Genomic DNA, 26,624 nt, shown 5'->3' on the forward strand with positions numbered 1-26,624 from the left:
CCATGAACCACGTGATCGCCATCGACGGTCCCGCGGGCTCCGGCAAGGGCACGGTAGCCAGGCTGGTGGCCCGGAAGCTGGGCTTTCGTTACATAGATACGGGAGCCATGTACAGGGCCGTCACCCTCTACGTCCACCGGCAGAAGATCGACGTGGGCAACCCGGCTGCTGTGACTGCCGCAGCCCAGCGCTGCGACATCAAATTCCGCAGCTCTGAGGACGGCGGGGAGCAGCAGGTGCTGCTGAACGGCGAGGACGTGACCGCCGAGATACGCTCCACGGACATCACCTGTCTGGTGGCTCCCGTCTGCGCCATCGCCGGCGTCAGGACCTGCATGGCAGGCCTGCAGAAATCCGCCAGAAACGACTACTCTCTGGTGATGGAGGGCCGGGACATAGGCACGGTGATATATCCCGACGCAGACCTGAAGATATTCCTCACGGCCACCATAGACGAGAGGGTCCGCCGGCGGCAGCTCCAATACAGGGAGAGCGGCATAGAGGTGGACTTTGACACCCTCAAGAAGGACATGAACCAGAGGGACATGATCGACTCCACCAGAGAGCACTCCCCCCTCAAAAAGGCGCCGGACGCCGTCACCATAGACTCGGACGGCATGACCCCGGAGGAAGTGGCGGACCGGATAGTGACCCTGTTCAGGGAGAAGACGGCGGGATGACAGTCAGTTATTTCATAGGCAGAGGGCTCTGCCGCCTGTTTCTGCGTCTCACGGGAGGTCTGGAGGGAGTGGGGACGGAAAACGTCCCTGCCGAAGGGCCGGTGCTGCTCATGCCCAATCACGTCAGCTATCTGGACCCTCCCGCCGTAGGCTCCTGTCTCCGAAGGCAGGTGTTCTTTATGGCAAAGGCGGAGCTCTTCACGGCCCCGGTGCTGGGCAAGCTCATATATTCCGTGGGCGCTTTTCCCGTCAAGAGGGGCACCTCGGACGTGGGCGCCATCAAAAGAGCCTTCACACTGCTGAAAAACGGCGAGATAGTCAACATATTCCCCGAGGGGCAGAGATCCCCGGACGGGACCCTGTGCCCTCCCCAGCGGGGAGCCCTGACGGTGGCTCTGAAGAGCAGGGCCGCTCTGATCCCCGTGGCCGTCATCGGCACCGACAAGTCCCTTTCCACCCTCCACAAGGGTATTGGCCGGACCCGGATCAGGGTGATCTACGGCAGTCCTCTGCAGACGGAGGATCTGGCGGACATGGACTCTCACGAGGCCTGCGAGGAGCTGGGCAGACGCTGGACCGCGGCCGTCAGCGGCATGCTGGCCGAACACTCATAGACGCAAAAAAACCGGAGACGCAGCTGTATGCGTCTCCGTTTTTTGCTGTCAGTGCAGCAGCTCTTTGTCCATGACTCCCCTGAGCTCTTCGTTGTATTCCACGGAATACCGGAGCATGCTCTCTCTGGTCTCCCGGTCCATGCGGGTCCAGCCTGCGAAAACATCCTCGGGATACACAGGCTCCTCCGGTGATACGGACTCGGACGGCTTCAGGCTGCCAAAATACTCTTCCACGTCTCCCACGCCGTTTTTCCAGGCCAACACAGGCGCCGGCCGGGGATGAGAGTCCATCTTCTCCCTATCGCTGTCAGTGAGCTCCCAGGTGCCGTACCACTTGGTGTCCCTGGTCAGCTCCCAGGATTTATGTCCGATCCTGACGTGATACACTGTGCCCCGGTCCGTGGCTATGCGGATCACCTCCGGCGTCAGGAAGCGGGCCTCCCGGACCGCCGACGAGCCGTTGCCTCTGATCAGCATCACTTCGGTGCTGCCGGAGAAGACCTCCCAAAGACCGTCCTCCGGGTCCTTTTCCACATATGTCACCCTGCCGTCGTTTTCCGTGAGAAAACGCAGGGAGCCCTTTTTGTATATGAGATCCAGGACGGGAGGCGCCCCCATCTTGTCGGCATTAAACATGCACGATATGTTGTAGCGGCACAGAGTCTTTGACCCGCTGCGGAATATCAGCTGCTTCACCGGCATTTGAAATAGGGGGTTTTCTACGGTCTCCAGGGTCAGGAGATCCACGGAGCCGGCCTTGCCCTCCGCCAGACGCTGCACGTATTCTTCCTCCGCGAGGTCTTTCCTGTACCTCGGGGGAAGGGGAGCGGAAAAAGCATCTTTCGCATATTTCAACCTGAGCGGGTCCTCGTTGGGACCGGAGGAAGGGTAATCCCGGGCAGACGCCGCCTCTTCCTGCCTGCTGCCGGGCTCCCCTGCAGGCTCCGCCCCCGGGGCCGCGGCCCGAACCGGGACAGGCCCTGCGGTCCGGCGTTCTACGGGCCGCGTCAGTATCACACAGCAAACTATGACCACCAGCAGCGCCACAGCTCCGATCCACAAAAACAGCTTGTTCATACGCTTCTCCCGATACAGCTGCTGCCGGTCCGGGACCCGGACCGGCAGACTACCCTTCGTCTATTCCTTCGGGGCAGAGTCCTTGTCCTTGAAGAGCTCCGCCACGCCGGCTATGCTGCCCAGCATATTGGTGCCTTCGAGAGGCAGGAATATCTTGGAGGCCTTGCCGTCGGCCACCTTTGCCAGGGCTTCCATATACTTGAGAGCCAGTATGTCGTTGGTGGGCCGGCCGCTGTGCATGGCTTCGAACACTGTGGTGATGGCCTGTCCCTCACCCTCGGCTCTGGCTATCTTCTGATACTTTTCGGCGTCTGCCACCTGTCTCAGGGCCTCGGCCTCACCCTCGGCGCTGAGGATGCGGGCCTGCTTTTCACCCTCGGACTTCAGGATGGCGGCAGACTTTTCGCCCTCTGCCTCCAGGATGGCGGCTCTTCTGAAGCGCTCTGCCTTCATCTGCCTGTGCATGGCTTCGGTGACGTCTGCGGGAGGCTCGATCTTCTGGAGCTCCACTCTGGTGACCCTGACGCCCCACTTGTCGGTGGCTTCGTCCAGGATCTCCCTCAGCTGGGTATTGATCACGTCCCGGCTGGTGAGACACTCGTCCAGGGCCAGGTCGCCCACCAGGTTCCTCAGGTTGGTCTGGGCCAGCTTGGTGACGGCCAGATAGAAGTTGGCCACGTTGTATATGACCTTCATGGGGTCGGTGACCTCATAATAGACCACCGCGTCCACTTCCACTGCCACGTTGTCCTTGGTGATGACCTGCTGAGGCGGTACGTCCACCACCTGCTCGCGCATATCCACCTTGTTCATCCTGTCTATGATGGGCAGGATGAGCCTCAGGCCGGAGCCCACGGTCCTGTTGTAGCTTCCCAGGCGCTCCACCACGCCCTTCTCATAGGGACGCACGATGCGCACGCCGTTGGAGATAAACACCACCACGATGAGCGCCACGATCACAAAAAACATATCATTCCTCCGTGTATCTTTTTACCACTGCCTTGTTGCCGTCGATGCGCTCCACCAAGACAGCTTCGTTTTCCTCTATGTCCTCGCCGCTGACGGCGGTCCACACTTCTCCGTCCACCTTGATCCTGCCGGGGCTGTTTTTTGTCACGGCCCGGGTCACTATGCCGGTCATGCCCACCAGCCTTTCTGCGCCGAACCGGGAATCCGAGGGCTTGCCCAGCAGGAAGGGAGCCTTGCGGAATATGGCAAAGAGTATGATGCCTGTCAGGGCAAACACGGTCCAGTGGGTCCACTCGGGCAGCCCCAGCCGGCACAGAAGGGCGGCGGCAAAGGCGCCCAGTCCGAACCACAGGAGCACAAAGGAGCCCACGAAGATCTCGGTGACCACCAGTATGCCGCCCCATATGAGCCAATGCATGACTGTCATCTGATCACGCTCCCTCTCTCCATCTGTCTCAGCTTTTCCACCCGCTTCTCAATGGGGGGATGGGTGGAGAACAGATTGGCTATGGCCCCTGCGGTAAAGGGGTTGACTATATACAGATTTTCCGTAATGGTGTCGGCGGAGCTCATGGGCCGGGCCTTGACCCCTTCCTGCAGTCTCAGGAGGGCGTTGGCCAGAGAGCCGGGCCTGCCGCACATCCGGGCGCCGTCCTCGTCGGCCATATATTCCCTGGTCCGGGACACCCAGAGCTGCATGAGCATCATGGCTATGGAGGCCAGCAGCGAAAAGAGCACCGCGCCGCCCCTGTTCTCCCTGCCGGAGAACCAAAAGCCTACCCGGCCCACAAAGGTCACTATGCCGGCCATGCAGGCGGCTATGGTGGATATGAGTATATCCCTGTTTTTCACGTGGCTCAGCTCATGGGCCAGCACTCCCTCCAGCTCGTCCGGGGACAGCAGCTTCAGGATGCCGGTGGTGACGCACACCACCGCGTGGTTGGGGTCCCTGCCCGTGGCAAAGGCGTTGGGGCTCGCTTCCTCCACGTAATAGAGCCGGGGCATGGGGAGCCCTGCCTGTCCGGTCAGCCTTCTGACTATGGGGGTTATGAGCCCGTCGTTTTCGGGCACGGGGGTGGTCTTGTACATGGCCAGGACCATCTTGTCGCAGTTGTAATAGGTGATGAGGTTCATGCCCACCGCGATAATGAGCCCCAGGCCCAGACCGCCTCCGCCCTGGATGCCGCAGGCTTCGCAGACAAAGTTCACCAGGAACATGACTATCAACGTCATTACAGTCATGAGCACAAAGGTCTTGAAACGATTCATTATTACACCTCCAGTGTCAGCCCGTCATAGGCTGCGAACACGTTGTCCGGCAGCTCCCGGGACAGAGTCTCATGATCTACGTTGTGGGTCAGGTGGGTCAGATAGCATCTGCCCGGCCTGTATCTGGCCACAAACTCTATGGCTTCTTCTATGTTGAAATGGGAGCAGTGCTCCCTGTATCTCAGGCCGTCCAGCACCAGAGTGCCGCAGTTCTCAAAGTATTTTTCGCTCTCCGGCGGCACCGTCTTCACGTCCGTGGCATAAACCAGGTCCCCTATCCTGAAGGAGAGGATGGGCAGATTGCCGTGCATCACCCTGAAGGGGATGATGTGCAGGCTCCCCAGGTCAAAGGGCCCCCGGATAACGTTGAGGACTATCTTCGGTATCTGGCTGGGATTGATGGGAGGCCGGAACATATAGGGAAAGGCGGTCCTGATACAGTCCGCCACCCTTTTCTCCGCATAGAGGGGCATGGTCCTGCCCGTCTTCATGGTAAAGCCCCGCACGTCGTCTATACCGAAGAGGTGGTCGGCGTGCTCATGGGTGTATATCACCCCGTCTATATCCTCTATGCCCTCCCGGATGCACTGCAAACGGAACTCCGGAGGCGTGTCTATCACCAGCCGGGTGCTGCCGTCCGTGATATACACGGCAGACCTGTACCTTTTGTTTTTGGGGTCCTCCGAGCGGCACACTTCACAGTGGCAGCCCACCTGGGGTATGCCGGTGCTGGTCCCCGTGCCCAAAAAGGTCAGCTTCATTTGACTACGGGCACCTTGGCCCACCCCTGGGCGCTCTCGGTGAACTCTCTGGCGGCAAAGCACCAGATCACCACCTTTTTCCCTTTGAGTGTGTCGGGCTTTCTCATCAGGCTCACCCGCACGGAGGTGGAGCCGGAGCCCTTGACTCCCAGCAGGTCCACCGGCATCTTCAGCCTGGCTGCCAGAGCCTCCGCAAAGCCGGCGTTCACCGCCAGCATATCCCCGCCGCTGTGAAACACCAGGGTGTGGCTGTCTCCCATCAGCAGCACGGGGCTGGAGGCGGAGACCGCCTTCTGGCAGGAGGTGATCCTGACGCTCTCCTTGGGCACGGCCTTGTTCATGGTCCTCATGTCGCCGCTGATCTCAATGGTCTTGGCGGAGCCTGCAAAGGAGGTCTTGGCCGCGGCCTTGTACCAGGCCTCTCCCTTGACTGCGCTGAGCACCGCTCCCGCAGCGGCGTTCATGCCTCCCGGAGCCCAGTGGGAATCGGTCTTCAGATACAGATCGCCGTGAGGCTTGGCGGCTATAAAGGCAGGCGCCAGGTCTATGACCCGGACCCCCTTGGACTTCAGCAGAGCGTAAAAGTCCTGGCAGGCCTTGTCGGCCCTGGCGTTGGCGGAGGTCTTGACCCCTGTCAGCAGCTCGGGATAAATGGCGGCCTTGGCAGGCACGGGCATCAGTATCAGCTCTATGTTCTTTTTCTTCAGCTGCTCGTTGAAGTCCACTATGGCCGGAAGAGGGTCGGCCAGCTCAGCCTTGGCCGCTGAGGCCTTGGCAGCGTTCGCTCCCCAAAAGCCGGTCTGAGCCAGAAAATGCAGCTCGCTCTTCAGGAACCAATAGCCGTTCTGGCCCTTGACGGCGCCGGAGGCGGCGTTTTTCCAGAGCTTGTCCATCTCCGTGGTGAACTGGGAGGCGGAGAGAGCCGTCGCCACAGTCAGCAGGACCAGCAGAAATGCTATCCGTCTAATCATCTTCCTCTTCTCCTTTTTTTACCTTGTCGTTCCTGAACCAGGCGTCCAGCACGTAGCTGTCCGGGTCGTCCAGCTCTATGCGCTGATAGGTGCCGTATTTGCCCTCGGCGCTCTTCCAGGGGACGATCTCCATGGTCACCCTGTCCCCCGGGGCTATGGAGGCGTTGTCGGTCTCCTCTCCCCCGTCCAGGCTCACCACATAGACCAGAATGCCGTCCTTGGCGTTCTTCACTTCCTCATTGGCGCTGTCGGCGTCCGTGAGCCATATGGCAGTGATGCAGTCCCAATAGGGAGTGGAGCCCTTGGCGGGCAGCCGGCTCACGTCCTTTACGGTGCCGGTGACCTGAGCGGTCTTGACCCCGGCAGAGGGGTCTATCCGATATACCAGCTCCTCACCGGTCTTTTTGCCGCAGCCCCCAAGGGCCAGAGCCGCAACGAGGAGCGCAAGGCACAAAGCAGCGTATTTTGTCATAGTATCATTCTCCCTTTGGTATTTTGTTCCAGTCCAGGCTTTCCCAGTCTCCCAGAGCTATCTCCCGCTGGGCAAACTCGTATATCACCCAGGTCTTGCCCTCCAGCAGGTCGGGCCTGTGGTTTTTGGCGGAGTAGATCAGGTTTTTGTAGAGCTCTCTGCGGGAGGCGGAAGCGCCTCCGGCGTTCAGAGCCAGCTTGTCAACTCCCGAGCCCGTGAGACAGCGGAGCCTTTCCGCCAGACCCGCGTCCCGGCCCCATTTCAGTGAGCCGTCGGAATAGATGTTGGAGTAGCTGTCTCCCAGCAGCAGTATCCGGCTGTCGGCAGGCTCCCCCACGGGCGAAAGCAGAGTCACGGTCTCTTCGGCGTATTTCTTCTGCATATCCGGCAGCTGCAGCATGTCAAATATGTCTCCCCTGTTGGAGGCTATGAGCTCTCTCGTCTCCGGGGCTCTGCCGAAGGTCCCGGTGATCCGGGCCAGGCTTTCCGCCGCCAGAGACAGGCCGTAAGGGGTCCAGTGGGTGTCGCATTTCAAATACAGGTCCCGGTCCCGGCGCTGCCGAAACAACTCCGAGAGGTCGCACACCCGGCAACCCTCCTTTTCAAGCGCCCGGAGGAGCCCCTCCAGCGAGGGGTCTTCGGTCCCCTTCCCCCAGGCCCCGGCAAACCGTTCGGGATATACGTACAGTTTGTTGGGCACGGGCATCACTATGAGCTCCACGCCCCGGGAGGCCAGATAGCGGCGGAGCCGGAGTATCTCCCCGGCGGCAGCCTCTCCCCGGGCGGAGTCCCCCGTCATCAGGGCTCTGAGCTCTTCGCTGTAAAACAGCTCTCCTTTCCGGCCCGTGAGGGCCTTTTCGTTGCCCGTGTCCAGCCCAACGGTCAGGACGTACTGGACCGCCGGCCGCAGGGCCCGGGACAGATACTGCCCCTCCTCCACGCGGGTCTCAAAGGCCTTGATCTCCTCCGGCGAGGCAAAGAGCCTGCCGGCGTCCCGGAGGCCCCGGACCTGCTTCAGCCGGCTCCGGTCCGGCAGGAGCTTCAGGACTCCCGCCTCGGCGACCCGGCCCTTGTCCGCATATTCGCGGCAGACCTGAAACGCGGGAGGCGCGAACAGCATCAGCAAAAAGACCGCCACCGTGATCCGGGCAGCTGCAGGCGATATCCGGGTATGCTCCAGATATCCGCGGGCTTGTTCTTCTCTTGTCATGATCTCAGAATATAAAATAGATAAACGGATTGTACGACTGGACCGCCAGCATGGCCACTGACAGCACAAACAGGACAAAGCCTGTGATGATGACTCCGGCTGTCAGCTTCTGGGTGTATTCCCAGGTATCCGCCAGGCCCCACACTGCAAAGCCCGCCAGCAGGAAGCTGATCAGGTAGTAGGGCTTCATGAGCAGTCCGGCTATCAGCCCGTGATCGGCGCCGGACACGGCTGCCGGGGCAAACATGCACCGGATATAGGTCAGGGCCTCCGGCAGGCTGCCGCTGCGGAAAAAGATCCAGCCGAACATGACCAGCAAAAAGGTGAGGGCAGTCTGCAGCCACGCCGGCGCTCTGTGGTAAAAAGGCCTTTTGCCGTTCATCCTCTCAAGGGCCAGCAGTATGCCGTGGAGCCCGCCCCATATGACGAAGGTCCAGCCGGCTCCGTGCCACAGACCCCCCAGCAGCATCACCAAAAACAGATTGAGATAGGTGCGCCACGGTCCCTTTCTGTTGCCTCCCAGAGGGATATACAGATAATCCCTGAGCCAGCTTGACAGGGAGATATGCCACCTGCGCCAGAACTCCGTGATGGACCGGGACTTGTAGGGCATGTCAAAGTTGCGTATATACACGAAGCCGAACATGAGCCCCAGCCCCACCGCCATATCCGAATAGGCGCTGAAATCAAAATATATCTGAAAGCTGTAGCCGAGCGCGCCGTACCAGGCGTGGAGCGCGTGTATGGGCGCCGCGTCAAAGCAGGTGTCCGCCAGCTTGCCGCAGGGGTTGGCCAGCAGCACCTTTTTGGCCAGACCGAAGGCAAAGAACATGGCTCCCCGGGCAAATTTGTCTGCAGACACGGTCCTTGCGGTCAGCTGCCGGGCTATCTCCGAAAACCGGATGATGGGGCCCGCCACCAGCTGGGGGAACATGGCCACGAAGCAGGCAAAATCCACAAAGCTCCTCATGGGCCTGGCGTGTCCCCTGTAAACGTCGATGGCGTAGCTCATGGACTGAAAGGTATAAAAGCTGATGCCCAGAGGCAGCACCACGTTAAGGGTATGCCCCAGCCCGGGCAGGCCCAGGGCCTCCAGCAGGGCGCTCAGGTTATGACAGGCAAAATTGTAATACTTAAAAAAGCCCAGGACAGCCAGATTGGTCACCACCGACGCGATCATGGCGCCCCTTTGCATGCGGGAACGCTCCCCGCCTGCCTTCAGCTCCCGCATCTCCCCCCGGAAACGAAAGCCGTCATAGGCCTGCACCAGCCCCGCCACGTAATCTATGAGGGTGGAGGCAAACATCAGCAGCACGAACAGAGGGTTCGTCCAACCGTAAAACAGGTAGCTGATGACGGTGAGAACTCCGTTTTTCAGCCGCTTGGGAACGGCGTAATAGACGAGAAGCGCTGCCGGCAGGAACCAGAATATGAACCAGACCGAGCTGAATACCACTCTCCGAGCCTCACTTGCAGCTGGCTATTATATCGGCATATATCATATCTGCCATCCTGTAATATCCGTACTCGCTGGGGTGCACGTTCTCGTTGACGACTGTCACCGGCCGGGGATTCCGGCTGTTGGCGGGCACCTCCGTCAGGGGAAAGTCATAGCGGCAGTCAATATTGGCATTGACAGATATGATGCTTGTCCTGTCGGCAGAGCCGTAAGCGGCGATGATATCCCTGCAATAATCGTATATGGCGTTCTTGAAATGCAGATAGTGATAGCTGTTCCTGACTCCCCAGCCGTAGCCGTCCCGGCAGTTGGGCAGAGGCAGCATGATATGGAGCCTGATGTCCCGGCGGAACCGGCGTATACTGTCGGTGATCCTGTTCAGGTTGCGTATATAGTCCTTGTCTCCCACGTCATTGGGCCCCGACAGCAGGAACACGTCTGTCACGTCCCGGAACTCCGGATGCTCCTTCATATAATACGAAAAATCAAAGGTCTTGGTTTCCGGATCGAAGAAGCTGTTGGTCATGCCTGCCTTCTCCGGCAAGCCCACGTAATCCCTGTAGGCCCAGCTGCTGCGGCCCTCGTGCATGATGACCCGTTCGGTTCCCGTACTGTCTGGCCGGGTGTCTGTGCGGGTGCCGTAGAGGGTCAGCGCAGGCCCCATCAGGTTTTGCAGCTCCGCCAGATACACCGCGGCGTGGGTCAGGGAGTCGCCTATGAAGATGGCCTTTATCTCAGGCTTCACAGTGTCCTCCACCACTCTGATTATACACTGCGCGGAGGCCTTTTCGGTCCCCTCGCTGTCCAGAGCCCTGAGTGTCAGGGGGTGGTCCCCGGGAGTCCGGGCTATGATCCGCAGGCTCTCGGCCAGATTGTCAAAGCCGTCCCCCGCCAGAGAGGAGGTCACCATATAGTCGTCTATGTTGTTGCACCGGGCGATATTATAGTAGTGCAGACGGACTTCCCTGCCCTTCACCACCGGTATCACCGGCGCCAGGCTCAGCTCGCACTCCGCGGCGGCCAGAGCCCCGGCCAGCAAAGCTGTCAGCGCAAATATCAAAAACACAGTCTTCATTTATTCCTCCATACACTGGCCCGCATTGAAATACTGCTTTATTTCCGGGTCAAATCCCAGGGTGTCGGACGTATATACGCCCTCTGCCTGCGGGTTGTCTTCAAGGGGCTCCAGCAGCAGGCTGTACCACCTGCCGGGCTCGTAATCATACACCTTTTCCCCGTTGGCAAAGGCGCGGCAGATCACGTATATGAGCCGGCCGTCCTCTGTCCTGAACTCCGTGTTCACAAGCGCATCCCTGTAAGGCGCGATCTCCTCGAGAGAGGGGAAATGGGAGCTCCTTACAGGCTCGGCCTTCACTCTTTCGGCCCGGGACGTCCGGGCGGGAAACAGGGATCTGTAGAGCCGGTGCTCGGCAGCGATCTCTTCGGGAGATATCTGCTTCTCCCCCTGCTTGCCGTCCAGAGTGTTGGAATATATCCTCCAGACGCCCTGTCTGTTGGATTCCCACACCACCAGGCCCGAGCCGAGGCCTGCCGCTTCTTCGGCGGCCTCAAGGCCTCCGGCAAAGAGCAGGCACATCAGGAAGCACAATATGCTTTTCGTGAAAGCCCTGTTCATTGCAACATACACCCGCGCTCTATTCAAACCCTTGTCCGGCGTTGAAATACTGAGGCGCTTCGGCGTCAAAGTCCAGGTCGTCCGCCGTGTAGATGGTCTCTGCCTGACTGTTGTCCTCCACGGGCTCCACCAGGAGAGTGTATTCCTTTCCTTTTTCGTAGCCAAACACCTTTTCTCCGTTGGCGTAGCCCCGGCAGAGGACCCTCAGGGGCTCCCCTTCCCGGGTCCGGAACTCGCAATTGATGAGGGCGTCCTTGTAGGGAGCTATCTCCTCCAGAGAGGGCAGCCTGGACACGCCGGTCAATGCCGCCCTCACCTCGCGGCCGTTGGGAGCCCAGGGCTTTATCACCCGTTTTGCGCGGTCATTGTCCAGAGCGACCTCTTCGGCAGAGAGGACCCGGTCATATACGGCAATGGCGTTGATCAGGCCGCAAAAGTCTCCCTTCCCCTCCGGCATATTGCCGGCGGAACAGCCGGTCAGGTCCCATTTGTCAAAGGCTCCCTGAGCGTCGGTAAAGGAGGCGGCGAGCCTGCCGTCCAGATACACGTTCACCACGTCGCCGCCATAGGTGACGGCCCCGTGGACTGTCTTGCCGGGCTCCGCTTTGGTCAGCACCAGCACCGGACTTGAGTCATAAACTCCCAAAAAGGTCCTCATCCTCAGCACCAGACTGTCGTGCTCCGCGGCCAGGGACAGCAGGGTGGTCCCTCTGTGAGCGGCGGCGAATATGATCCCGTATTCCCGGGGCCTTTGGACACAGGCGTCAAAGACTATGCTGAAGCTGCCGCTTTTTCTGATGGCCTCTCCCGGAGAAACGCCGGCGTCCAGCGCCCCGCCGCAGAAGCACAGTCCGTGATTGCCGGCGTACCAGGCCCTGCCCTTCAGGGCGGGAGGCTCCGGGACTCCCTCACGGTACACCATGGTCTCCCCGTCGGGCGCATAATACCATACCGGGGCGCCCACGGGATACTGCAGATTGTTTATGGGGATAGTGATATCCAGCCGGTTGGGCTCCGCAGCCAGATCGTATATGCCCTTTACGTAGAGCAGGTCCTCTTCCACCGGGCTCTCAAACTCTATGTCTATGCGGGAGCCGTCCTCCGACAGCTTCCGGCTCTTGATGGCAGTCCCGGAATGGAGCCCCAGCTTCATGCGGCCGATATCCACCGGCTCGGACAGAGAGAGAGATACTCCGCCGGCAGAGGGCAGCACCCGGGCTATGGAGGGCTTTGAGGGAGGGGCCACTATGACCGTCCCTCTGTAGGTCTTGCTGCCCCGGGCTTCCACGCTGTAAACTCCCGGCTTGGCATAGGTATGCCTTGCAGACGGTCCTCCCTTTTCCGAGGAGCCGTCCCCGAAGGACCAGACCGCGCTCTTTTCGGACCCCGGCAGGGTCCACCGGGCCTCGGACCGGCCCTCAAAGGACTGAGTCCCCAGCTCCCACTCCTCAAAATACACGGAGGGATACCGGTCAGTGTGGCCGTCAAAGGAGTAGCGGACGGGCTTGCCGACCCGGGTCATGGTTTTGGGGTCTATGCGGCACACGAAAATGTCGTAGTCAGACTTGTTGTGATCGTGCTGGTCGGGAGACGCTCCGAAGGCCAGGGCCCCCATGGAGCAGGACACCTCGGGAAAATAGACGTAGGCTCTGTCCTTGGGCAGGCTCTTGTCCCGGTTGTCCAGAATGTGGTGAATGACCCCGGTGGCGGGATCATAGGCCCCCACGGGACCGCCGGCGTTCTCCATCCACACGATCCACTTGCCGTCATAGGTGTGGAAGGGCATGCAGCCCCGGAGCTGGGCTATCTCCCGGACGGTCTTTTTGTCCCGGTCATAGGCAAACACCAGAGCGGGATGCTCGCAGACCCCGTAGGAGAGGGTCCTGTCAAAGAGCAGGTGATATTTGCCCCGGGTGTCATAGAGCTCCCGGCTCTTTTTGCCGGAGAAGCTGTAGAGGCAGGTCTTTCTGTCGCCGTTGATGTAGATAAAGCTGTCATTGTCGGCAAACACCACGGAGTGGCCGCCGCCGTAATCGCAGGCCTTGTCAAAGAGCACCTCATCCCTGCCTGTCTTCATGTCTATGACATGCATCTTCCCTATAGGCGGCTTGTCCTTCCAGTTTCTGGAGGAGACCGGGTATTCCATATAGAGCACCTTAGAGCCGTCCGGAGACACCTGGGCGCTCATATGGTCGGTCTTGTTGTCCGCCTTGGGGGATATCTGCTTTTCCCCCTGCTTGCCGTCGAGAGTATTGGAATATATCCTCCAGACGCCCTGCCTGTTGGACTCCCACACCACGTAGCCCCTGCCAAAGCGGGTCATCTCGTCGTAGGCGCCGGCGCCCACGGCAAATAAAAGCACGACGAAGAGCGTCATGCACAGCTTTTTCATAGTATCTTCACCTGTATGATCCCGGATCGCATATTTAACAAAAAGGCGCCGCGCGGCGGCGCCTTTATTCTGATAGGCCTGTTATTTCCTGTCCTTCATGAAGTCGGGCACCTTGAAATTGCCGCTGGGCTTGCTGTAGCTCTGCTTCTGTTCCTGGGGGGCAGGCTTGGACGCGGGCGCCGTATGGGCAGGCTCCGCCTTGGGAGCGGTCTCGGCCTTGGGAGGCTGGGGAGCGCTCTTGGGCTTGCTGACGCCCACCACGGGGTTCACGAAGGGAGAGGACGACTGGTCAAAGCCGGTGGCCACCACGGTGATCTTGATCTCGTCCTTGTCGTCGGTCTTGAGTTTGTTGTCATAGACCACGCCGAAGATCACCTCGGTGTTCACGTTGTTGGCCTCGGCGGCGGAATTGATCACGGACATGGCGTCAAAGGTCTCCTGCAGCTCCAGGTCCTCGCTGGCGGTGATATTCACCAGGACGCCGGTAGCGTTTTCGATGGAGGCGTCCAGCAGCTTGCTGCGGCAGGCTGCCTCGGCGGCTATCTTCGCCCTGTTTTCACCGGAGGCAATACCTATACCCATGAGAGCGGAGCCCTTGTCCTTCATGATGTGCTCCACGTCGGCAAAGTCCACGTTGATGTGGCCGGGCTGGGTGATGATGTCGGAAATGCCCTGCACGCCGTTCTTGAGGGTCTCGTCGGCTATGAGAAAAGCGTTCTTCAGAGTGATCTTCTTGTCGCAGACCTCGCTGAGCTTGCTGTTGGGGATGGCTATCAGGGTGTCCACGCAGGTCTTCAGATTCTTGATGCCTTCCTCGGCCTTGGCCGCTCTCTGGCCGCCTTCCCACACGAAGGGACGGGTCACGATGCCCACGGTGAGGATGCCCAGCTTCCGGGATATGTCGGCCACCACGGGAGCCGCTCCGGTACCGGTGCCGCCGCCCATGCCGGCAGTGATGAAGACCATGTCGGCCTTTTCCGAAGTCTCGCCGCCCATGAGCTCCTTTTCTATCTCTTCCTTGCTGTCCTCGGCCGCCTGTCTGCCCACCTCGGGATTACCTCCGGCGCCCAGGCCGTGAGTGAGTCTCTCGCCCAGCACTATCTTCTTTTTGCAGCTGGACATATCCAGCACCTGCTGGTCGGTGTTCAGGACCACGAACTCCACGCCCTCTACGCCGCTTTCCATCATTCTGTGAACAGCGTTCATGCCGGCTCCGCCGACGCCCAATACCTTGATCTTTGCTCCGCTTGCCATATCGCTTCTCCTTGGATACTATTGTTTACTCTCTTATTTTGGAAACAACCGGCTGAAAAAGCCGATGAATTTTTTGCCTATAGTCTCTCTCCGGGCGCTCTCCCCGGCGTCGTCCGCCGCCATGACCTTCAGGGCGCCCAGCACCGGGAACCACTGAGGATCCTCGGTGATGTAGTCCATGCCCGACAGTCCGTAGGACCTGCCGGTCTTGACTCTGAGGCCCCGGGGAGCCTCCCGCGACAGGGCTGCCGCCAGCCCCCGGACCATGGCCAGACCGCCTGTATAGACGTAGCCGGCAAACACCTGATCTCCGTAGCCCTCGTTTTCCACACAGGCCGTCACCCGGTCCGCCAGCTGCCTGACCAGATCCTCCAGGAAACGGTTGTATTCTCCCATCTCCAGCCATTTGCGCTCCGGATCGGAGGCCAGCCCCAGGAGCTTTTTGTCCTTTGAGTCCGTCATCAGCAGATTGGAATAGTTGTCGAACACGTAGGACGCCTCCTCAAAGGGGATCCTGTACACCCAGGAAATGGTGTTGACCAGATCGTGTATGCCCACGGGCAGCACGGCGCACAGCTGTATGTTGCCCTCGGTAAACACTGCCACGTCGGTCTTGTCCCAGCCCACGTCGGCCAGGACCACGCCCAGATCCCTTTCGCCCTGCTTGATGCAGGCCTCTGCGGCCAGATAGCTCTCGGGAAAAATGTCCACGTCCTTCAGGCCCACCAGGTCCACCAGCTGGCAGACGGCAGCCTTTTGCCGGTCGTCGGCATACGCCAGGAAATTCTCTCCCTGAAAACGGGTGCATTTTTCGCGGAGAGGGTCATAGGTGAACTCGCCGTCCACGTAATACTTCTTGTTGGACACGAACATCACCGACTTGCCGAACACGGGGGCCGAGTCGCTGATCACCTTGTCCAGCCTGTCCAGTATGCCGTAGGTGATGCGGGTGGGCTGCGAAAAGGCGATCTCGCCGGACCTGTTCCGGGACTCCAGACCGGAGCCGCTGAGACTGAAGCAGACGTGGTCGGGGTCCCCCTTGGAAAGACCCATCTGATAGATCAGATCCCGGACTATGGCTGCCACCGCTTCGGTATTCAGGATGATGCCCTTTTCGATGCCCTCGGAATTCGCGTGAGCCACGTCTATGATCCGGACCGTATTACGGCCTGCGTCATAGCTGCCCAGGGCCGCCTTTATGGTTTTTGACCCGAGATCACAGGCCAGATAATAACTGCTTTTCACTGCGTCCAACCTAACAACATACTACACGGCAAACAAACTGCACATATATATTATATCTTAAAAATCCGTTTTATGCCAAGAGAAAGGGCCGGTCAGGGATTTTTTTTTGGAGCCCTCCTCCCCTTGATGAACTCCACCCTGATGATGGACAGATTGAGGAATATCCTGCCGCCCAGGACTATGAGGGCAGCCAGAAACAGGTCTATCCTCAGCAGGTCTCCTATGTAGGCCAGACCTGCGGCCAGCAGAGCGTTGCAGAAAAAGCCCGACAGGAATATGGAGTCTTCAAAATTGCCCTGCAGTCTGGCCCTCACACCGCCGGTGATGGCGTCCAGACCCGCCAGCAGCGCCAGGGACAGATAGCTGGCCCACTTGCCGGGCAGGTCCACGGGGGCAAAATACACCGCCAGGCCCAGCATAAAGGCCAGCACGGGATACAGATACAGCTTCAGCCGGGCCTTGTTCATTTGGTCACCTCCCGGGCGTAGGTGAACTTGGTAGAGCCGGTGTAGGCCGGCAGCTCCAGCTTTTTCTCCTTGGTCACCGTGAGCATGCCCAGCACCTGCAGATCTGCCACGGTGCCTCCGGGCATATTGATGCCCGTGTAGAGGTCGTCGGGGTTGCCCACGGCCTTGATGACGTAAGGGGGAAAGACCCTGATATTATTCACCAGAATGGGAGTGCCGGCGCAGCGGATGGAGGTGTTGGCCACTATCCTCTGCTCGTTCACGGACACGGCCTCGGCTCCGGAGTTGAAGAGCTCGTTCACCGTCAGCACTATGTCCGAGTAGTGCACCAGCAGCTGGTCTATCTCGTAGGCGGGCGAATCCTTGGATATCTTGGGGCTGTCCACCAGAGTGACTATGACCCCGGGGCCCGACACGGCGCTGGTGCCGGCCAGCAGCTTGCTCTCCGTGAGGATGTTTTCCAGCCTCTGGGTGCTGGCCACGCCCTTTGCCTGCTCCACGGCCATTTTTTCCGTGAGAGCCTTCTGGTCAGCCAGCTCCTTCTGCAGCTTGATGTTTTCATCCTTGGCGTATTTGAGGAGCGAGCCGGCGTCGGCCATCCTGATGGGGATGCCCTCTCTGATGGCCTGTATCTGGGTCTTGAAGGTGAGAGCAAACAGCACGCCCAGTATGAAGCACAGGATCACCAACTCGGCGAGCCAGCTTTTTCCGTGACTTGCAGGAACCATTCGTTACTCCTTTGGAAAATCTTTTAAGTTCTTTTTGGGCTTGTAGGTGGCGGTCTCGTCGTCCAGGAGACATATCTCCCGGGCGTTCCGGAGAATATCCGGCCTGAGACGGCTGATGGCAGAGAGCAGGTCCAGCTTTTCGATGGTGTTGGCCAGAGCGCCGAACTCCACCGTGGGGCCCTCCCCCGCCAGATCCAGCACCAGGGAGGAATCGGCGTCCACCCACAGCTTGGCCGGCCGCAGCTTTTTCTGGTCCGCATAGACAGCTACGTTGTACAGGAACTGCAGATCGTATATCTGCCTGCGTCTCAGATTGATCTTGTCGGCAAAATACTGCTCCACCGACTTTTCGTCGGCGAACTTGCCGGACCCTCCCTCCGGGGAAAGGGCGGCCAGAGCCTGAGCCTTTTTGGCATTCTGGGTCCGGGCGTAGGCGTCGGCGTTCATGTCGGAAATGCTGCGGCCCACGGAGGGCTCCACCCCGGATATCAGCACGGGCAGAGGTCTGGTGCGCTCCCCCCGGGCCAGCTTGTGAAACACGAAGCCGCTCCTGTCCGTCAGATATTCGTTTCTGTCCTGCTTCACCAGGGCAAAGGGAGTCCTCTCCTTCACCCGGACGCTGACCGTGTCGGGAAAGCGGATGACGGCTCTGACGCTCAGCACCTCCGGCTGGGCCAGCACGTCCCTGCACTCGGAGCTCCTGACGAACATGGCGCAGAAGATATTTTTTCCCTCGTATCTCTCGGCGGCCTTACGGGCCACGGCGGCCTTGGAATACCGGACCCCTTTTACCCCCGTGTTCTCCACGCCAAAGCCGGGATAGGTGAGCAAAAAGCCCGCCACAAAGCCGGCTATGACAAATATGCCAAACAGCCTGAGGACCCTGAAGACGTTGTCAAAGGCCCTCCTGACAGCGGTGTCGGGAGGCCCTCCTGCCCCGTCGCCGGGGGCGGGAGTGTCCAGATTGGTCTGGCTGATGCGTCTGTCACGTCTCATTTTGCGCGCTGCCGATCATGATGTCCAGAAAGGCTTCAAAGCTGATGCCGGCGGCCATGAGGGCCTTGGGCACCAGACTGGTGGGAGTCATGCCGGGTATGGTGTTGGTCTCCAGGACCTGGATGCCTCCTCCGGGCTCCACGATCATATCCGTCCTGGACACGCCTCTGCAGCCCAAAGCCCTGTGGGCGGCCAGAGCCAGCTCCGCTGCCCGGGTGGCCGCGGCCCCGTCAAGGCGGGCCGGGCATATCTCGGCAGTCCTGCCGGGCACGTATTTGGCTTCCAGGTCGTAGAGGCCCTCGTCGGGCACTATCTCTATGGCGGGCAGGGCCATGGGCCCCTTGTGGGTGTCCAGCACGGCCACTGTGATCTCCGTGCCCTCCACGTTCTCCTCCGCCATGATGACTGCGTCGTATTCGGCCGCGGTCCGCACCGCCTGCTCCAGCTCCTCCTCCGTACAGACCTTGGTCATGCCGATGGTGGAGCCCTGACACACGGGCTTTATGAACAGGGGATACCTGAGACCGGCGCACTGGGTCCGGGCGTCGGCGGGCCGGGAGGCGCTGATGATCACCGCCTCGGGAGTGGGGATGCCGTGCTGCCTGTATATCTTTTTGCTGACGGCCTTGTCGATGGCCAGAGCGTGGCCCAGGATGCCGGAGCCCGTGTAGGGGATGCCCAGCATCTCCAGCAGGCCCTGGACGGCTCCGTCCTCGCCGTATTTGCCGTGAAGGGCCACAAAGCACACGTCGGGCCTCTTGTCCCTGCCCTCAAAGAGCAGGCTGCAGGGAGCGGCAAAGCCGGACTCGTAAAACGCTTCTATCTGCTCTCTGTGGACTTCCATCATGGGATATTTTTCCACCACTGTCTGCCAGCCGGGGCGCAGCCCCGCCACGTCTATGCCGCAGACGTCGTATTTGTCCTTGTTGAGAGCCAGGCATATCTGATAGCCGGTGACCAGAGAGATGTTTCTCTCGGAGGACAGTCCTCCCATGAGCACCGCCACCCTTGTTTTGGAAAAGTCGCCCACCAGCCGCACCTCCGGCTCCAGCTCCACGCCCTTTTCCCGCAGCACCCGGTCCCTGACGCGGCCGGCCAGCGCGCAGACGTCAGAGGCGGAAGCGCCGTCGGCGTTGATGATGAAATTGGCGTGCTCCTCCGCCACTCTGGCTCCTCCGGCTGCTGCGCCCTTCAGGCCGCAGCTCTCTATGAGCCGGCCCGCCTGCACGTCTTCGGCCGGATTCTTGAAAAAGCAGCCGGCGCTCTTCTGATTGGGAAACTTGCGCTTGCGGAGATACAGCCTTTCGGAGAGGTAGTCCTTCGCCGCCTGCAGCTCTTCGGGAGAGGAAGCCCTGACGAGGCGGAAGGCGCAGGAAAGGAGCACGTAGCTGCCGGGATTCTTCTGAAACAGGGAGTTCCTGTATTCGTAGCCGCACTCCTCCGCCTCCAGGGTGCAGAGGCAGTCGCGCTCCACGTCATACACGTCCAGAGAGGCCACGAAACGGCTGATGCCGCCCAGGCTCTCGCCGGCGTTCATATACAGGGCGCCGCCCAGACTGCCGGGCACGGCCCCCACTTCCTGAAGGCCTGTAAAGCCCGCCTCCAGGGAGGCTCTGGCCGCCGCGGTGAGCCCTGCGGCGCACCCGCAGACAAAGAGGCCCTCGCCGGTCTCTCCGGACTCGGCCAGACCGGGGCCCAGCTTCACCACCGCTCCCGCAAAACCCCTGTCGGAGACCAGCAGATTGGTGCCGCCGCCAAAGACGTAAAAAGGAACGTCCGCGGCCCGGAGGGCCCGGATAGTCTCCGCCACGGCTTCGGGGCTGTCGCATACGACCATCATATCGCAGCAGCCCCCCACTCCCATAGCGGTGTGCCTGTCCAGAGGCTCGTTGTAATATACAGTAATACCTTTTATACTTTCCAGCATCAGTTACTCCCTGTCAGCCAGGTCGGCGCATATGGCGTTGATGTCTCCGGCGCCGAAGACCACCGCTATATCGCTGTCGGCGACGGTCCTTTTCAGATAGTCGGCTATGAGGTTTTTGGGCAGGTAGGAGGTGTTTTTGAAGCCCGACTCCAGTATGGCCCTGTTGACCATGTTGCCGTCCACGCCCTTGATGGGCTTTTCCCGGGCGGCGTAAACGTCGGTGACTATGACCTCGTCCCCCTTGGTGAGCACCTCCACAAAGCCCTGCAGATGGTCTCTGGTCCGGGAATACAGGTGGGGCTGGAACACGGCCACTATCCTCCTGCCCGGGTAGTGCTCCCTGAGAGCGTCCATGGTGGCTCCTATTTCAGTGGGGTGATGGGCGTAGTCGTCTATGAGCATGCCTCCGTTGAGATGCCGCACGTTGAAGCGGCGGCTGGGCAGGGAAAAGCTCTCCAGCACCTGTTTCTGAGCCTCCGCCGGGATGCCCAGCAGGCTGCAGCAGGCCATACAGGCCAGAGCGTTGAGTATGTTGTGTCTGCCGGGTATCTGCAGGGACACCCGGCCGCAGCCCGTCACCTCAAAGGTGGTGCCTCCGCCCTGTATCTCCACGTCCGTGGCCCTGAAGTCGGCGCCTTCTCCGAAGCCGAAGCCCACGGCCCGGCGGCCGCTTTCCCGGGCGGTCCGGACGGCGGCGGGACAGTCGGCGCAATAGACTATGGCCCCGTCCGGGTCCACGTTGCGGACAAAGGCGGCAAAGGCCTCCCTGATCCTGTCAAAGGTGCCGTAATAGTCCAGATGGTCGGCGTCTATATTGGTGATGACTGCCAGAGAGGGCCGCAGGTCCAGAAAGGACTCAAAGGCCTCGCAGGCCTCGGTGAGGAAATATTTGTTGCTTTTGCCTATGCGGGCGTTGCTGCCCTTCAGAGAGGGCACCGCGGCGCCTATAAGGGAGGTGTTGTCGTAGCCGCTGCCCGAAAGGACGGCGTCTATCATGGTGGTGGTAGTGGTCTTGCCGTGGGTGCCGGCCACGGCTATGCGGACTTCGTATTCGCTCATGAGCCGGCCCAGCATCTCGGAGCGGACCAGGCATTCGCCCGCCGTCTCTCTGGCCTTGCGCAGCTCTTCGTTGTCATTGGGTATGGCGGCGGAATAGACTATCACGTCCTGATCCGATATGTTGTTGGCGGAGTGGCCGATGGTGACCGTGATGCCCTTGTTGCGGAGGCGGATGGTGGACGCCCTTTCTGTGGCATCGCTGCCCGATACGCTGCACCCTCTCGCCTTGAGGATCTCCGCTATGGGGCTCATGCCCTCGCCCCCGATACCGATAAAGTGATACTTCCTGCTGTCCAACGCTGCGCTCTGCCTCTCATCAAAAAATCAAACCAATTATATTATACTATATTTGCCCTCAAATGAAAATACGAAAAGGCCTGCCGGGCCCGGAGCCCGGCTCTCTTTTTTTGTAAAAAAAGGCCCTGCTTCCGGGGCTTTTCCCCGGCGCCTCTTGCAAAATGCGCCCGCTGTGTGTAATATAAAAGTGACCCGCCCGGCGGCGGGTCCACAGACACAAGGCAAAGGAGCTATATTGCGTGATGGACGTTTCCATAGACGAGATCAGAGCCCGGGAGATACTGGACGCCCGGGGGCTGCCCGGACTGGAGGCAGAGGTGTTTTTGGCGGACGGGACCTACGGCGCGGGCCGGGTGTCCGCGGGGCCGGACCCTGCGGGGAGCAGCGGCGCCCGGTCGGCGGCGGACGCGGCGGCCTTTATCAACGGAGACCTGAACGACATGCTCTGCGGGGTCAGCACCACGGACCAGGCGGGCATTGACGACGAGCTGGAAACGCTGGAGGAGCTGCCGGCCTATGGGGCTCTGGCTGTATCCCGGGCCTGCGCCGGGGCTGCGGCGGCGGGACTGTGCCTGCCCCTGTGGAAATATCTGGGAGGCGCCGGGGCCCGCATCCTGCCCCTGCCCCGCATCACGGCTCTGGACACTCCCGGCACCGATTTTGCCTCGGTGCTGATACAGCCCTCGGGGGCCGCCGGGCTCACGGAGGGCATCGCCATAGCCGCCACCTTTTTCGACGCCCTGAGAGACAGCCTGCTCCAGGCGGGGCAGCCCCTTCTCACGGGAGAATACGGGGGCTGCGTGCCGGGCCCCGGGAGCATAGAGGACCGGCTGGCCTTTCTGTGCGGAGTCATCGAAAAGGCGGGCTTCGTGCCCGGAGAGGACATAGAGACGGTGCTCTGCCTGCGCCCGGCGGCGGAGCCGGAGGACAGGCGCCGCTTTGCCGGCAGGCCGGCGGAGACTGCGGCGGCACTGGCGGACAGCTTTCCCATAGCCTGGATAGAGGATCCCTGGGGCTGCCCGTCCCTGTGGGAGGACGCGGAAGACACGGCGCCTGTGTGCGGCGTGCCCGGTCCCGAGGGCGAGCCGCCGGAGGGAGCCGCCGGAGTGATCATTTCTCCGGGGTCCGTGTCCACCGTCAGCGGCATCTTCAATGCGGTGAACAGGGCCCGGGCCCGGGGACTGAAGCTGGTCATTGACAGCGGCTGCGCCGCCGGAGAGACCTTTGCGGCGGACCTGGCGGTGGCGGTGAACGCGGAGGCAGTGCGGCCCGGCTCCCTGACGGGCCCCCAGGGCGGACTGATACTCAACCAGCTGCTGAGGATCGAAGAGGAGCTGGGAAGCGCAGGCATATTCAGCACGGAGGCGGAACAGATATGAAAAGACTATACACCGACGAGGAACGGGCGGCCTACGGGACCGCCGGCAAATGGCAGGCAAAATGGATATGCCACCCTGAGGGCAGCGCCGAGGAGTCGGCCCTCTATTGCTGCCGGCTGGAGTTCGGGACGACCGAAGAGCAGACTCTGAGACTGAAGGTATCCGCCGACCAGAGATACATTCTCTTTGTGGACGGCGTCCGGGAGGGAGAAGGACCCGAGCGGGGAGACAGCGACAACTGGTTTTTCGAGACCTATGAGCTCACAGTGTCCCCGGGGCGCCACTCTCTGACGGCTCTGGTGTGGTTCATCAGATACGAGGACAGGCCTCCCGTGGCCCAGATGTTCTGGCGGCCGGGCTTCCTGCTGGAATGTCCGGAGCTGCCGGAGCTCAGCACGGGCAGCGGCCCCTGGCGCATACTGAAGGTGCCGGGCTACAGGATAGAGACCCCCAATCACGAGACCTACACGGGCTCCCGCTTTACGGTGCGGGGAGCGGAGGTCCCCCGGGACTTTTTGTCCGGCGGAGGCGACGGCTGGCGGGAGCCGGCGGTCCTGTGGAGAGCCAGCAACAAATATATGGACCGCGGCCGGGAGTTTCTTACCAAATGGCACCTGCGCCCCTGCATGCTGCCGGCCCCCTATGAGGGAGAGATAAAGGGCATCCGGGCAGTCGCCTGCGACCATCCCCTCTCCGACAGCACCGAGGAGGTGCGGATAGCCCCGCCGGAGCCGGCGGCTCTGGCGGAGTGGCAGAGCTTTTTCGACGGCGGCAGCGTCACGGTGCCCCCGGAGACCCGGGTCAGAGTCATAGCCGACATGGGCAACTATTACTGCGTGAGGCACCGCTTTCTGACGGTTGGAGGCCGGGGCTCCCGTATCAGGCTGCGCTATGCCGAGACCCTTTTTGAGGACCTGAAGACCTTTCGCAAGGGCAACAGGGACGAATATCTGGGCAAGGCCTATCACGGCGTAGGTGTGGACTACTATCCCGGCGGCGCCCGGGACGAAGAATACTTTTCCCTGTGGTGGTATCCCGGCAGATATATGGAGATATACGTGGAGACCGCCGGCGAGAGCCTGACCCTCTCCTCCCCCGAGTTCGGAGAGACCCACTACGACTACGCCTTTGACGCCTCCTTTGAGTCCTCCGACGGAGAGCTGTATTCCTTTGCCCCCATAGCCCTCCGGGCTCTGGAAATGTGCACCCACGAGACCCTGATGGACTGCCCCTTCTACGAGCAGCTCATGTATGTGGGAGACACCCGTCTGGAGCTGCTGACGGTCTATTCCGTCTCCCGGGACAGGCATATAGCCAAAAAGGCGGTGGACACCTTTGACAAATCCATAGGCACCGAGGGCCTCACCAAATCCAGATATCCCTCCCACCTGGAGCAGCACATACCCCCCTTCTCCCTCTTTTACGTGGCCATGGTCCACGACTACCTGACCTACACGGGGGACAGGGCCTTCGCGGCGGAGCTGATGCACGGAGTGCGGGGAGTCATGGACTTCTTCGAGAGGCACGAAAACGGAGATGGCCTGCTGCAGGCGCCTCAGGGCTGGAACTTCACCGACTGGGTGCCCGGCTTCCCGGGAGGCCACAGCGACTATACTGCCCGGGGAGTCAGCGGCTATTACAATGCCCACTGGCTCTACACCCTGCTGAAGGCGGCGGAGCTGGAGGACTTCATGGGCGAAAGGGCCCTGGCGGAGAGATACAGGCGCAGGGCCGAAGAGCTGCTGCAGCGCTTTGACAGGACCTTCTGGAAGGAGGACAGGGGCCTCTACAGCGAGGACGCTGCCGGCGCCCTCTTCTGGGAGCACACCCAGTGTCTGGCCATACTGACGGGCCTGCTGCCCGAAGACAGGGTCCGCCGGATCACCGACGCTCTGGCGGAGGGCAGGGACATACACAGGACCACCATCTATTTCAGCCACTACCTGCTGGAGGCAGCGGCAGCGGCGGGACGCAGCGACATCTTCTACGACAGGCTGGCCTTTTGGAGCGGCCTGCCGAAGCAGGGCTTCCGGACCACTCCCGAATCGCCGGAGCCTCCCAGATCCGACTGCCACGCCTGGGGAGCCCATCCCCTGTACCACCTGCAGGCCAACGCCCTGGGCGTCAGGCCCGCCGAGCCCGGCTTTGGCCGTGTCAGCGTGAAGCCCATGCTGGGCCGTCTGAAGTGGGCAAAGGGCTCCATGCCCCACCCCGCCGGCAGCATAGAGTGCTCCTATGACAACACGGGAGAGACCCTGACCGGCCGGGTGACCCTGCCCCGGGGAGTCACCGGCACCCTGACCGCGAACGGCAGGACCATAGAGCTGAAGGAAGGCGTCAACGACTTTTAGGCGAGGCAGCAGCCAGTCGGCGGGACCCGTCCGCAGGCGCGCTGCCCTTAAGCAAGCCGCAGATATCAAGGAGAGCCATGGAAAACATCATAAAATACGTCATACTGGTATTGTTTATCGCCGCTGTGGGCGCGCTGATCTTTATGGCAGGCTATTCCCGCAGCAAGACTCTGGCGCTGTCCGACAGGACCGGGCAGTCCGCCGGGACCTTGCAGTCGGACTATGAGGCCCCTCCGGAGGTCAAATCAGGCAGCCGGAAGGCAGAGGCCCTTGCGGGGAACACAGTCCCCTCTTCCCCGGACAAAAAGGAAGCTGCAGAGGCCCGGGAAAAAGCCGGGCAGTATGCCAAAGAGCATCCGGAAGCCGCCGAGAAAGAGATCAGCGAAATGTCCGCCTATCTCACCCTGCCCGCCGGCCTTTCTCCCGAAAACCGCAGGGACCATATGCTGCTGCTGGCCTCCAAAAAGCAGGAGGCCAAAAAGACCGGGGCCCGCGCCGGCGCAGAGACCGTGACCATGGGCCTCTATCCCCAGAGAGAAGGGACTCCGGAGGAGCCCATCGAATGGAGGATCATAGACAGGCTGGACAGCAAGACCGTGTTCGTGGTCAGCGCCAACGTGCTGGAATACAAGGCCTATGACGACGAACACAAGAATGAGACCCTGTCTTACTTCTGGTACAAGAGCACTCTGAAGAAGTGGCTGAACGTGAACTTTTACAACTCGGCCTTTTCCGACGAGGAAAAACAGAGGATACTCACCTCCGACATCATACTGCAGTCCGGAGCCACCGTCAAGGACAGGGTGTTCATCCTGCACACGGAGGAAGCAAAGCTCTTTTTCAGGGACGACAGAGACAGGATATGCCTGCCCACTCCCCGGGCCAAAGCCCAAAAGCCCCACTATCCGGGCATGGGCGACGTGGATATGTGGTGGGCGAGGAGCAACAACAACGGCCTCGGCACCGTGACCGCCCAGGGCCAGGTGATCGACATGGTCGGCCCGGCGGGCCTTTACCACCTGGGGGTGCGCCCCGCTATGTGGATAAGGCTGAGATAGACCGGCCGCAGTCCTCATGACCGAGGCATAACAATGATAGACCGTGTTCCCCCGCGAGACCTGTGATCCCGCGGGGGAAGCTCTTTTTGTCACGCCTGCGGCTCCTCACGCACCGGCCCGCAAGTGCTCCCCTGCAAAATAAGGACGGCCCCGGAGCGGGCCGGCAGTTCCCCCGGCAGCGGTCTCCGGATGCTGTTTGCAGCGGGAGCGGACGGGCAGAGCCCCTTTCATTTGTCTTTTCCGTGTGTTTATAGTATAATAAATTATGAGTAAATACACGCGAACAAGGAGCATGCTGTGGCCTCTGCCGATTTCTGCGACGACGACTATTGCTTTGCCTGCGGCACCAAAAA

24 protein-coding genes are annotated in these 26,624 nt (G+C 60.8%); 5 read left to right on the forward strand and 19 right to left on the reverse strand.

Going from position 1 to position 26,624, the window contains the following annotated elements; translation table 11 throughout:
• The first annotated feature begins 2 nt into the window (after positions 1-2).
• Complete coding sequence (locus IK083_09815) at positions 3-680, forward strand: (d)CMP kinase (GenBank protein MBR4749848.1); 678 nt, start codon at positions 3-5, stop codon at positions 678-680.
• Entirely contained in the window at positions 677-1,294 is a 618-nt protein-coding gene (locus IK083_09820) for a 1-acyl-sn-glycerol-3-phosphate acyltransferase (GenBank protein MBR4749849.1), read from the forward strand. Before IK083_09815 ends, IK083_09820 begins: the two co-directional genes overlap by 4 nt.
• Positions 1,295-1,342: 48 nt before the next feature.
• Here IK083_09820 and IK083_09825 read toward each other — a convergent pair whose 3' ends face one another.
• The 19 genes from IK083_09825 to murC form a co-directional block, all read right to left on the reverse strand.
• Positions 1,343-2,371, reverse strand: a complete 1,029-nt coding sequence (locus IK083_09825) for a hypothetical protein (GenBank protein ID MBR4749850.1) — start codon at positions 2,369-2,371, stop codon at positions 1,343-1,345.
• Between the two features lie 60 nt (positions 2,372-2,431).
• Positions 2,432-3,340, reverse strand: coding sequence for an SPFH/Band 7/PHB domain protein (locus IK083_09830; protein ID MBR4749851.1), 909 nt, complete (start codon positions 3,338-3,340; stop codon positions 2,432-2,434).
• Position 3,341: 1 nt separating this feature from the next.
• Positions 3,342-3,767: an NfeD family protein gene (locus IK083_09835; protein ID MBR4749852.1), complete on the reverse strand. Its 426-nt coding sequence runs from the start codon at positions 3,765-3,767 to the stop codon at positions 3,342-3,344.
• Entirely contained in the window at positions 3,764-4,609 is an 846-nt protein-coding gene (locus tag IK083_09840) for a zinc metalloprotease HtpX (protein ID MBR4749853.1), read from the reverse strand. The genes IK083_09835 and IK083_09840 overlap by 4 nt, the downstream gene beginning before the upstream one ends.
• Before the next feature lie 2 nt (positions 4,610-4,611).
• Positions 4,612-5,370 (reverse strand): MBL fold metallo-hydrolase, encoded by a 759-nt coding sequence (locus IK083_09845; GenBank protein MBR4749854.1) that lies wholly within the window; start codon positions 5,368-5,370, stop codon positions 4,612-4,614.
• Positions 5,367-6,341 carry a hypothetical protein gene (locus tag IK083_09850; protein ID MBR4749855.1) on the reverse strand — a complete coding sequence of 325 codons (975 nt, stop codon included), beginning with the start codon at positions 6,339-6,341 and terminating at the stop codon, positions 5,367-5,369. Before IK083_09850 ends, IK083_09845 begins: the two co-directional genes overlap by 4 nt.
• The gene (locus IK083_09855) at positions 6,334-6,813 is read right to left on the reverse strand and encodes a hypothetical protein (GenBank protein MBR4749856.1); all 480 of its coding nucleotides are present in this window, start codon (positions 6,811-6,813) and stop codon (positions 6,334-6,336) included. Before IK083_09855 ends, IK083_09850 begins: the two co-directional genes overlap by 8 nt.
• A 4-nt stretch (positions 6,814-6,817) precedes the next feature.
• Positions 6,818-8,023: a hypothetical protein gene (locus tag IK083_09860; GenBank protein ID MBR4749857.1), complete on the reverse strand. Its 1,206-nt coding sequence runs from the start codon at positions 8,021-8,023 to the stop codon at positions 6,818-6,820.
• 4 nt (positions 8,024-8,027) lie between these two features.
• On the reverse strand, positions 8,028-9,479 hold the full coding sequence (locus IK083_09865) for an MBOAT family protein (GenBank protein ID MBR4749858.1): 1,452 nt from the start codon (positions 9,477-9,479) through the stop codon (positions 8,028-8,030).
• 10 nt (positions 9,480-9,489) lie between these two features.
• On the reverse strand, positions 9,490-10,557 hold the full coding sequence (locus IK083_09870) for a hypothetical protein (protein MBR4749859.1): 1,068 nt from the start codon (positions 10,555-10,557) through the stop codon (positions 9,490-9,492).
• Positions 10,558-11,118, reverse strand: coding sequence for a hypothetical protein (locus tag IK083_09875; GenBank protein ID MBR4749860.1), 561 nt, complete (start codon positions 11,116-11,118; stop codon positions 10,558-10,560).
• A gap of 19 nt (positions 11,119-11,137) precedes the next feature.
• A complete protein-coding gene (locus IK083_09880; protein ID MBR4749861.1) occupies positions 11,138-13,510 on the reverse strand; it encodes a hypothetical protein in 2,373 nt (790 codons plus the stop codon).
• 81 nt (positions 13,511-13,591) lie between these two features.
• A complete protein-coding gene (ftsZ, locus tag IK083_09885) occupies positions 13,592-14,764 on the reverse strand; it encodes a cell division protein FtsZ (GenBank protein MBR4749862.1) in 1,173 nt (390 codons plus the stop codon).
• A gap of 33 nt (positions 14,765-14,797) precedes the next feature.
• The gene (locus IK083_09890; GenBank protein MBR4749863.1) at positions 14,798-16,009 is read right to left on the reverse strand and encodes a hypothetical protein; all 1,212 of its coding nucleotides are present in this window, start codon (positions 16,007-16,009) and stop codon (positions 14,798-14,800) included.
• Between the two features lie 92 nt (positions 16,010-16,101).
• Positions 16,102-16,455 carry a small basic family protein gene (locus IK083_09895; GenBank protein MBR4749864.1) on the reverse strand — a complete coding sequence of 118 codons (354 nt, stop codon included), beginning with the start codon at positions 16,453-16,455 and terminating at the stop codon, positions 16,102-16,104.
• A gap of 17 nt (positions 16,456-16,472) precedes the next feature.
• Entirely contained in the window at positions 16,473-17,204 is a 732-nt protein-coding gene (locus IK083_09900) for a DUF881 domain-containing protein (GenBank protein MBR4749865.1), read from the reverse strand.
• A gap of 3 nt (positions 17,205-17,207) precedes the next feature.
• Positions 17,208-18,200 carry a hypothetical protein gene (locus tag IK083_09905; protein ID MBR4749866.1) on the reverse strand — a complete coding sequence of 331 codons (993 nt, stop codon included), beginning with the start codon at positions 18,198-18,200 and terminating at the stop codon, positions 17,208-17,210.
• A complete protein-coding gene (murB, locus tag IK083_09910) occupies positions 18,190-20,127 on the reverse strand; it encodes a UDP-N-acetylmuramate dehydrogenase (GenBank protein ID MBR4749867.1) in 1,938 nt (645 codons plus the stop codon). The genes IK083_09905 and murB overlap by 11 nt, the downstream gene beginning before the upstream one ends.
• A 3-nt stretch (positions 20,128-20,130) precedes the next feature.
• Entirely contained in the window at positions 20,131-21,483 is a 1,353-nt protein-coding gene (murC, locus tag IK083_09915) for a UDP-N-acetylmuramate--L-alanine ligase (GenBank protein MBR4749868.1), read from the reverse strand.
• Positions 21,484-21,722: 239 nt separating this feature from the next.
• On the opposite strand from murC, the gene IK083_09920 reads away from it, so the two are divergent.
• The 3 genes from IK083_09920 to IK083_09930 all read left to right on the forward strand — a co-directional run bounded on the left by IK083_09920 (position 21,723) and on the right by IK083_09930 (position 26,271).
• Positions 21,723-22,862, forward strand: coding sequence for a hypothetical protein (locus IK083_09920; protein MBR4749869.1), 1,140 nt, complete (start codon positions 21,723-21,725; stop codon positions 22,860-22,862).
• Entirely contained in the window at positions 22,859-25,213 is a 2,355-nt protein-coding gene (locus tag IK083_09925; GenBank protein ID MBR4749870.1) for an alpha-L-rhamnosidase, read from the forward strand. Before IK083_09920 ends, IK083_09925 begins: the two co-directional genes overlap by 4 nt.
• A 77-nt stretch (positions 25,214-25,290) precedes the next feature.
• Positions 25,291-26,271, forward strand: a complete 981-nt coding sequence (locus IK083_09930) for a hypothetical protein (GenBank protein ID MBR4749871.1) — start codon at positions 25,291-25,293, stop codon at positions 26,269-26,271.
• Positions 26,272-26,624 lie beyond the last annotated feature (353 nt).

Source organism: Abditibacteriota bacterium (assembly GCA_017552965.1).
GTDB lineage: Bacteria > Armatimonadota > UBA5829 > UBA5829 > UBA5829 > RGIG7931.

What these genes read in the sequence shown, in the direction of transcription:
- IK083_09815 (MBR4749848.1), top strand. Translation starts at nt 3, where the DNA reads ATGAACCACGTGATCGCCATCGACGGTCCCGCGGGCTCCGGCAAGGGC.
- IK083_09820 (MBR4749849.1), top strand. Translation starts at nt 677, where the DNA reads ATGACAGTCAGTTATTTCATAGGCAGAGGGCTCTGCCGCCTGTTTCTG.
- IK083_09825 (MBR4749850.1), bottom strand. Translation starts at nt 2,371, where the DNA reads ATGAACAAGCTGTTTTTGTGGATCGGAGCTGTGGCGCTGCTGGTGGTC.
- IK083_09830 (MBR4749851.1), bottom strand. Translation starts at nt 3,340, where the DNA reads ATGTTTTTTGTGATCGTGGCGCTCATCGTGGTGGTGTTTATCTCCAAC.
- IK083_09835 (MBR4749852.1), bottom strand. Translation starts at nt 3,767, where the DNA reads ATGACAGTCATGCATTGGCTCATATGGGGCGGCATACTGGTGGTCACC.
- IK083_09840 (MBR4749853.1), bottom strand. Translation starts at nt 4,609, where the DNA reads ATGAATCGTTTCAAGACCTTTGTGCTCATGACTGTAATGACGTTGATA.
- IK083_09845 (MBR4749854.1), bottom strand. Translation starts at nt 5,370, where the DNA reads ATGAAGCTGACCTTTTTGGGCACGGGGACCAGCACCGGCATACCCCAG.
- IK083_09850 (MBR4749855.1), bottom strand. Translation starts at nt 6,341, where the DNA reads ATGATTAGACGGATAGCATTTCTGCTGGTCCTGCTGACTGTGGCGACG.
- IK083_09855 (MBR4749856.1), bottom strand. Translation starts at nt 6,813, where the DNA reads ATGACAAAATACGCTGCTTTGTGCCTTGCGCTCCTCGTTGCGGCTCTG.
- IK083_09860 (MBR4749857.1), bottom strand. Translation starts at nt 8,023, where the DNA reads ATGACAAGAGAAGAACAAGCCCGCGGATATCTGGAGCATACCCGGATA.
- IK083_09870 (MBR4749859.1), bottom strand. Translation starts at nt 10,557, where the DNA reads ATGAAGACTGTGTTTTTGATATTTGCGCTGACAGCTTTGCTGGCCGGG.
- IK083_09875 (MBR4749860.1), bottom strand. Translation starts at nt 11,118, where the DNA reads ATGAACAGGGCTTTCACGAAAAGCATATTGTGCTTCCTGATGTGCCTG.
- IK083_09880 (MBR4749861.1), bottom strand. Translation starts at nt 13,510, where the DNA reads ATGAAAAAGCTGTGCATGACGCTCTTCGTCGTGCTTTTATTTGCCGTG.
- ftsZ (MBR4749862.1), bottom strand. Translation starts at nt 14,764, where the DNA reads ATGGCAAGCGGAGCAAAGATCAAGGTATTGGGCGTCGGCGGAGCCGGC.
- IK083_09900 (MBR4749865.1), bottom strand. Translation starts at nt 17,204, where the DNA reads ATGGTTCCTGCAAGTCACGGAAAAAGCTGGCTCGCCGAGTTGGTGATC.
- IK083_09905 (MBR4749866.1), bottom strand. Translation starts at nt 18,200, where the DNA reads ATGAGACGTGACAGACGCATCAGCCAGACCAATCTGGACACTCCCGCC.
- murB (MBR4749867.1), bottom strand. Translation starts at nt 20,127, where the DNA reads ATGCTGGAAAGTATAAAAGGTATTACTGTATATTACAACGAGCCTCTG.
- IK083_09925 (MBR4749870.1), top strand. Translation starts at nt 22,859, where the DNA reads ATGAAAAGACTATACACCGACGAGGAACGGGCGGCCTACGGGACCGCC.
- IK083_09930 (MBR4749871.1), top strand. Translation starts at nt 25,291, where the DNA reads ATGGAAAACATCATAAAATACGTCATACTGGTATTGTTTATCGCCGCT.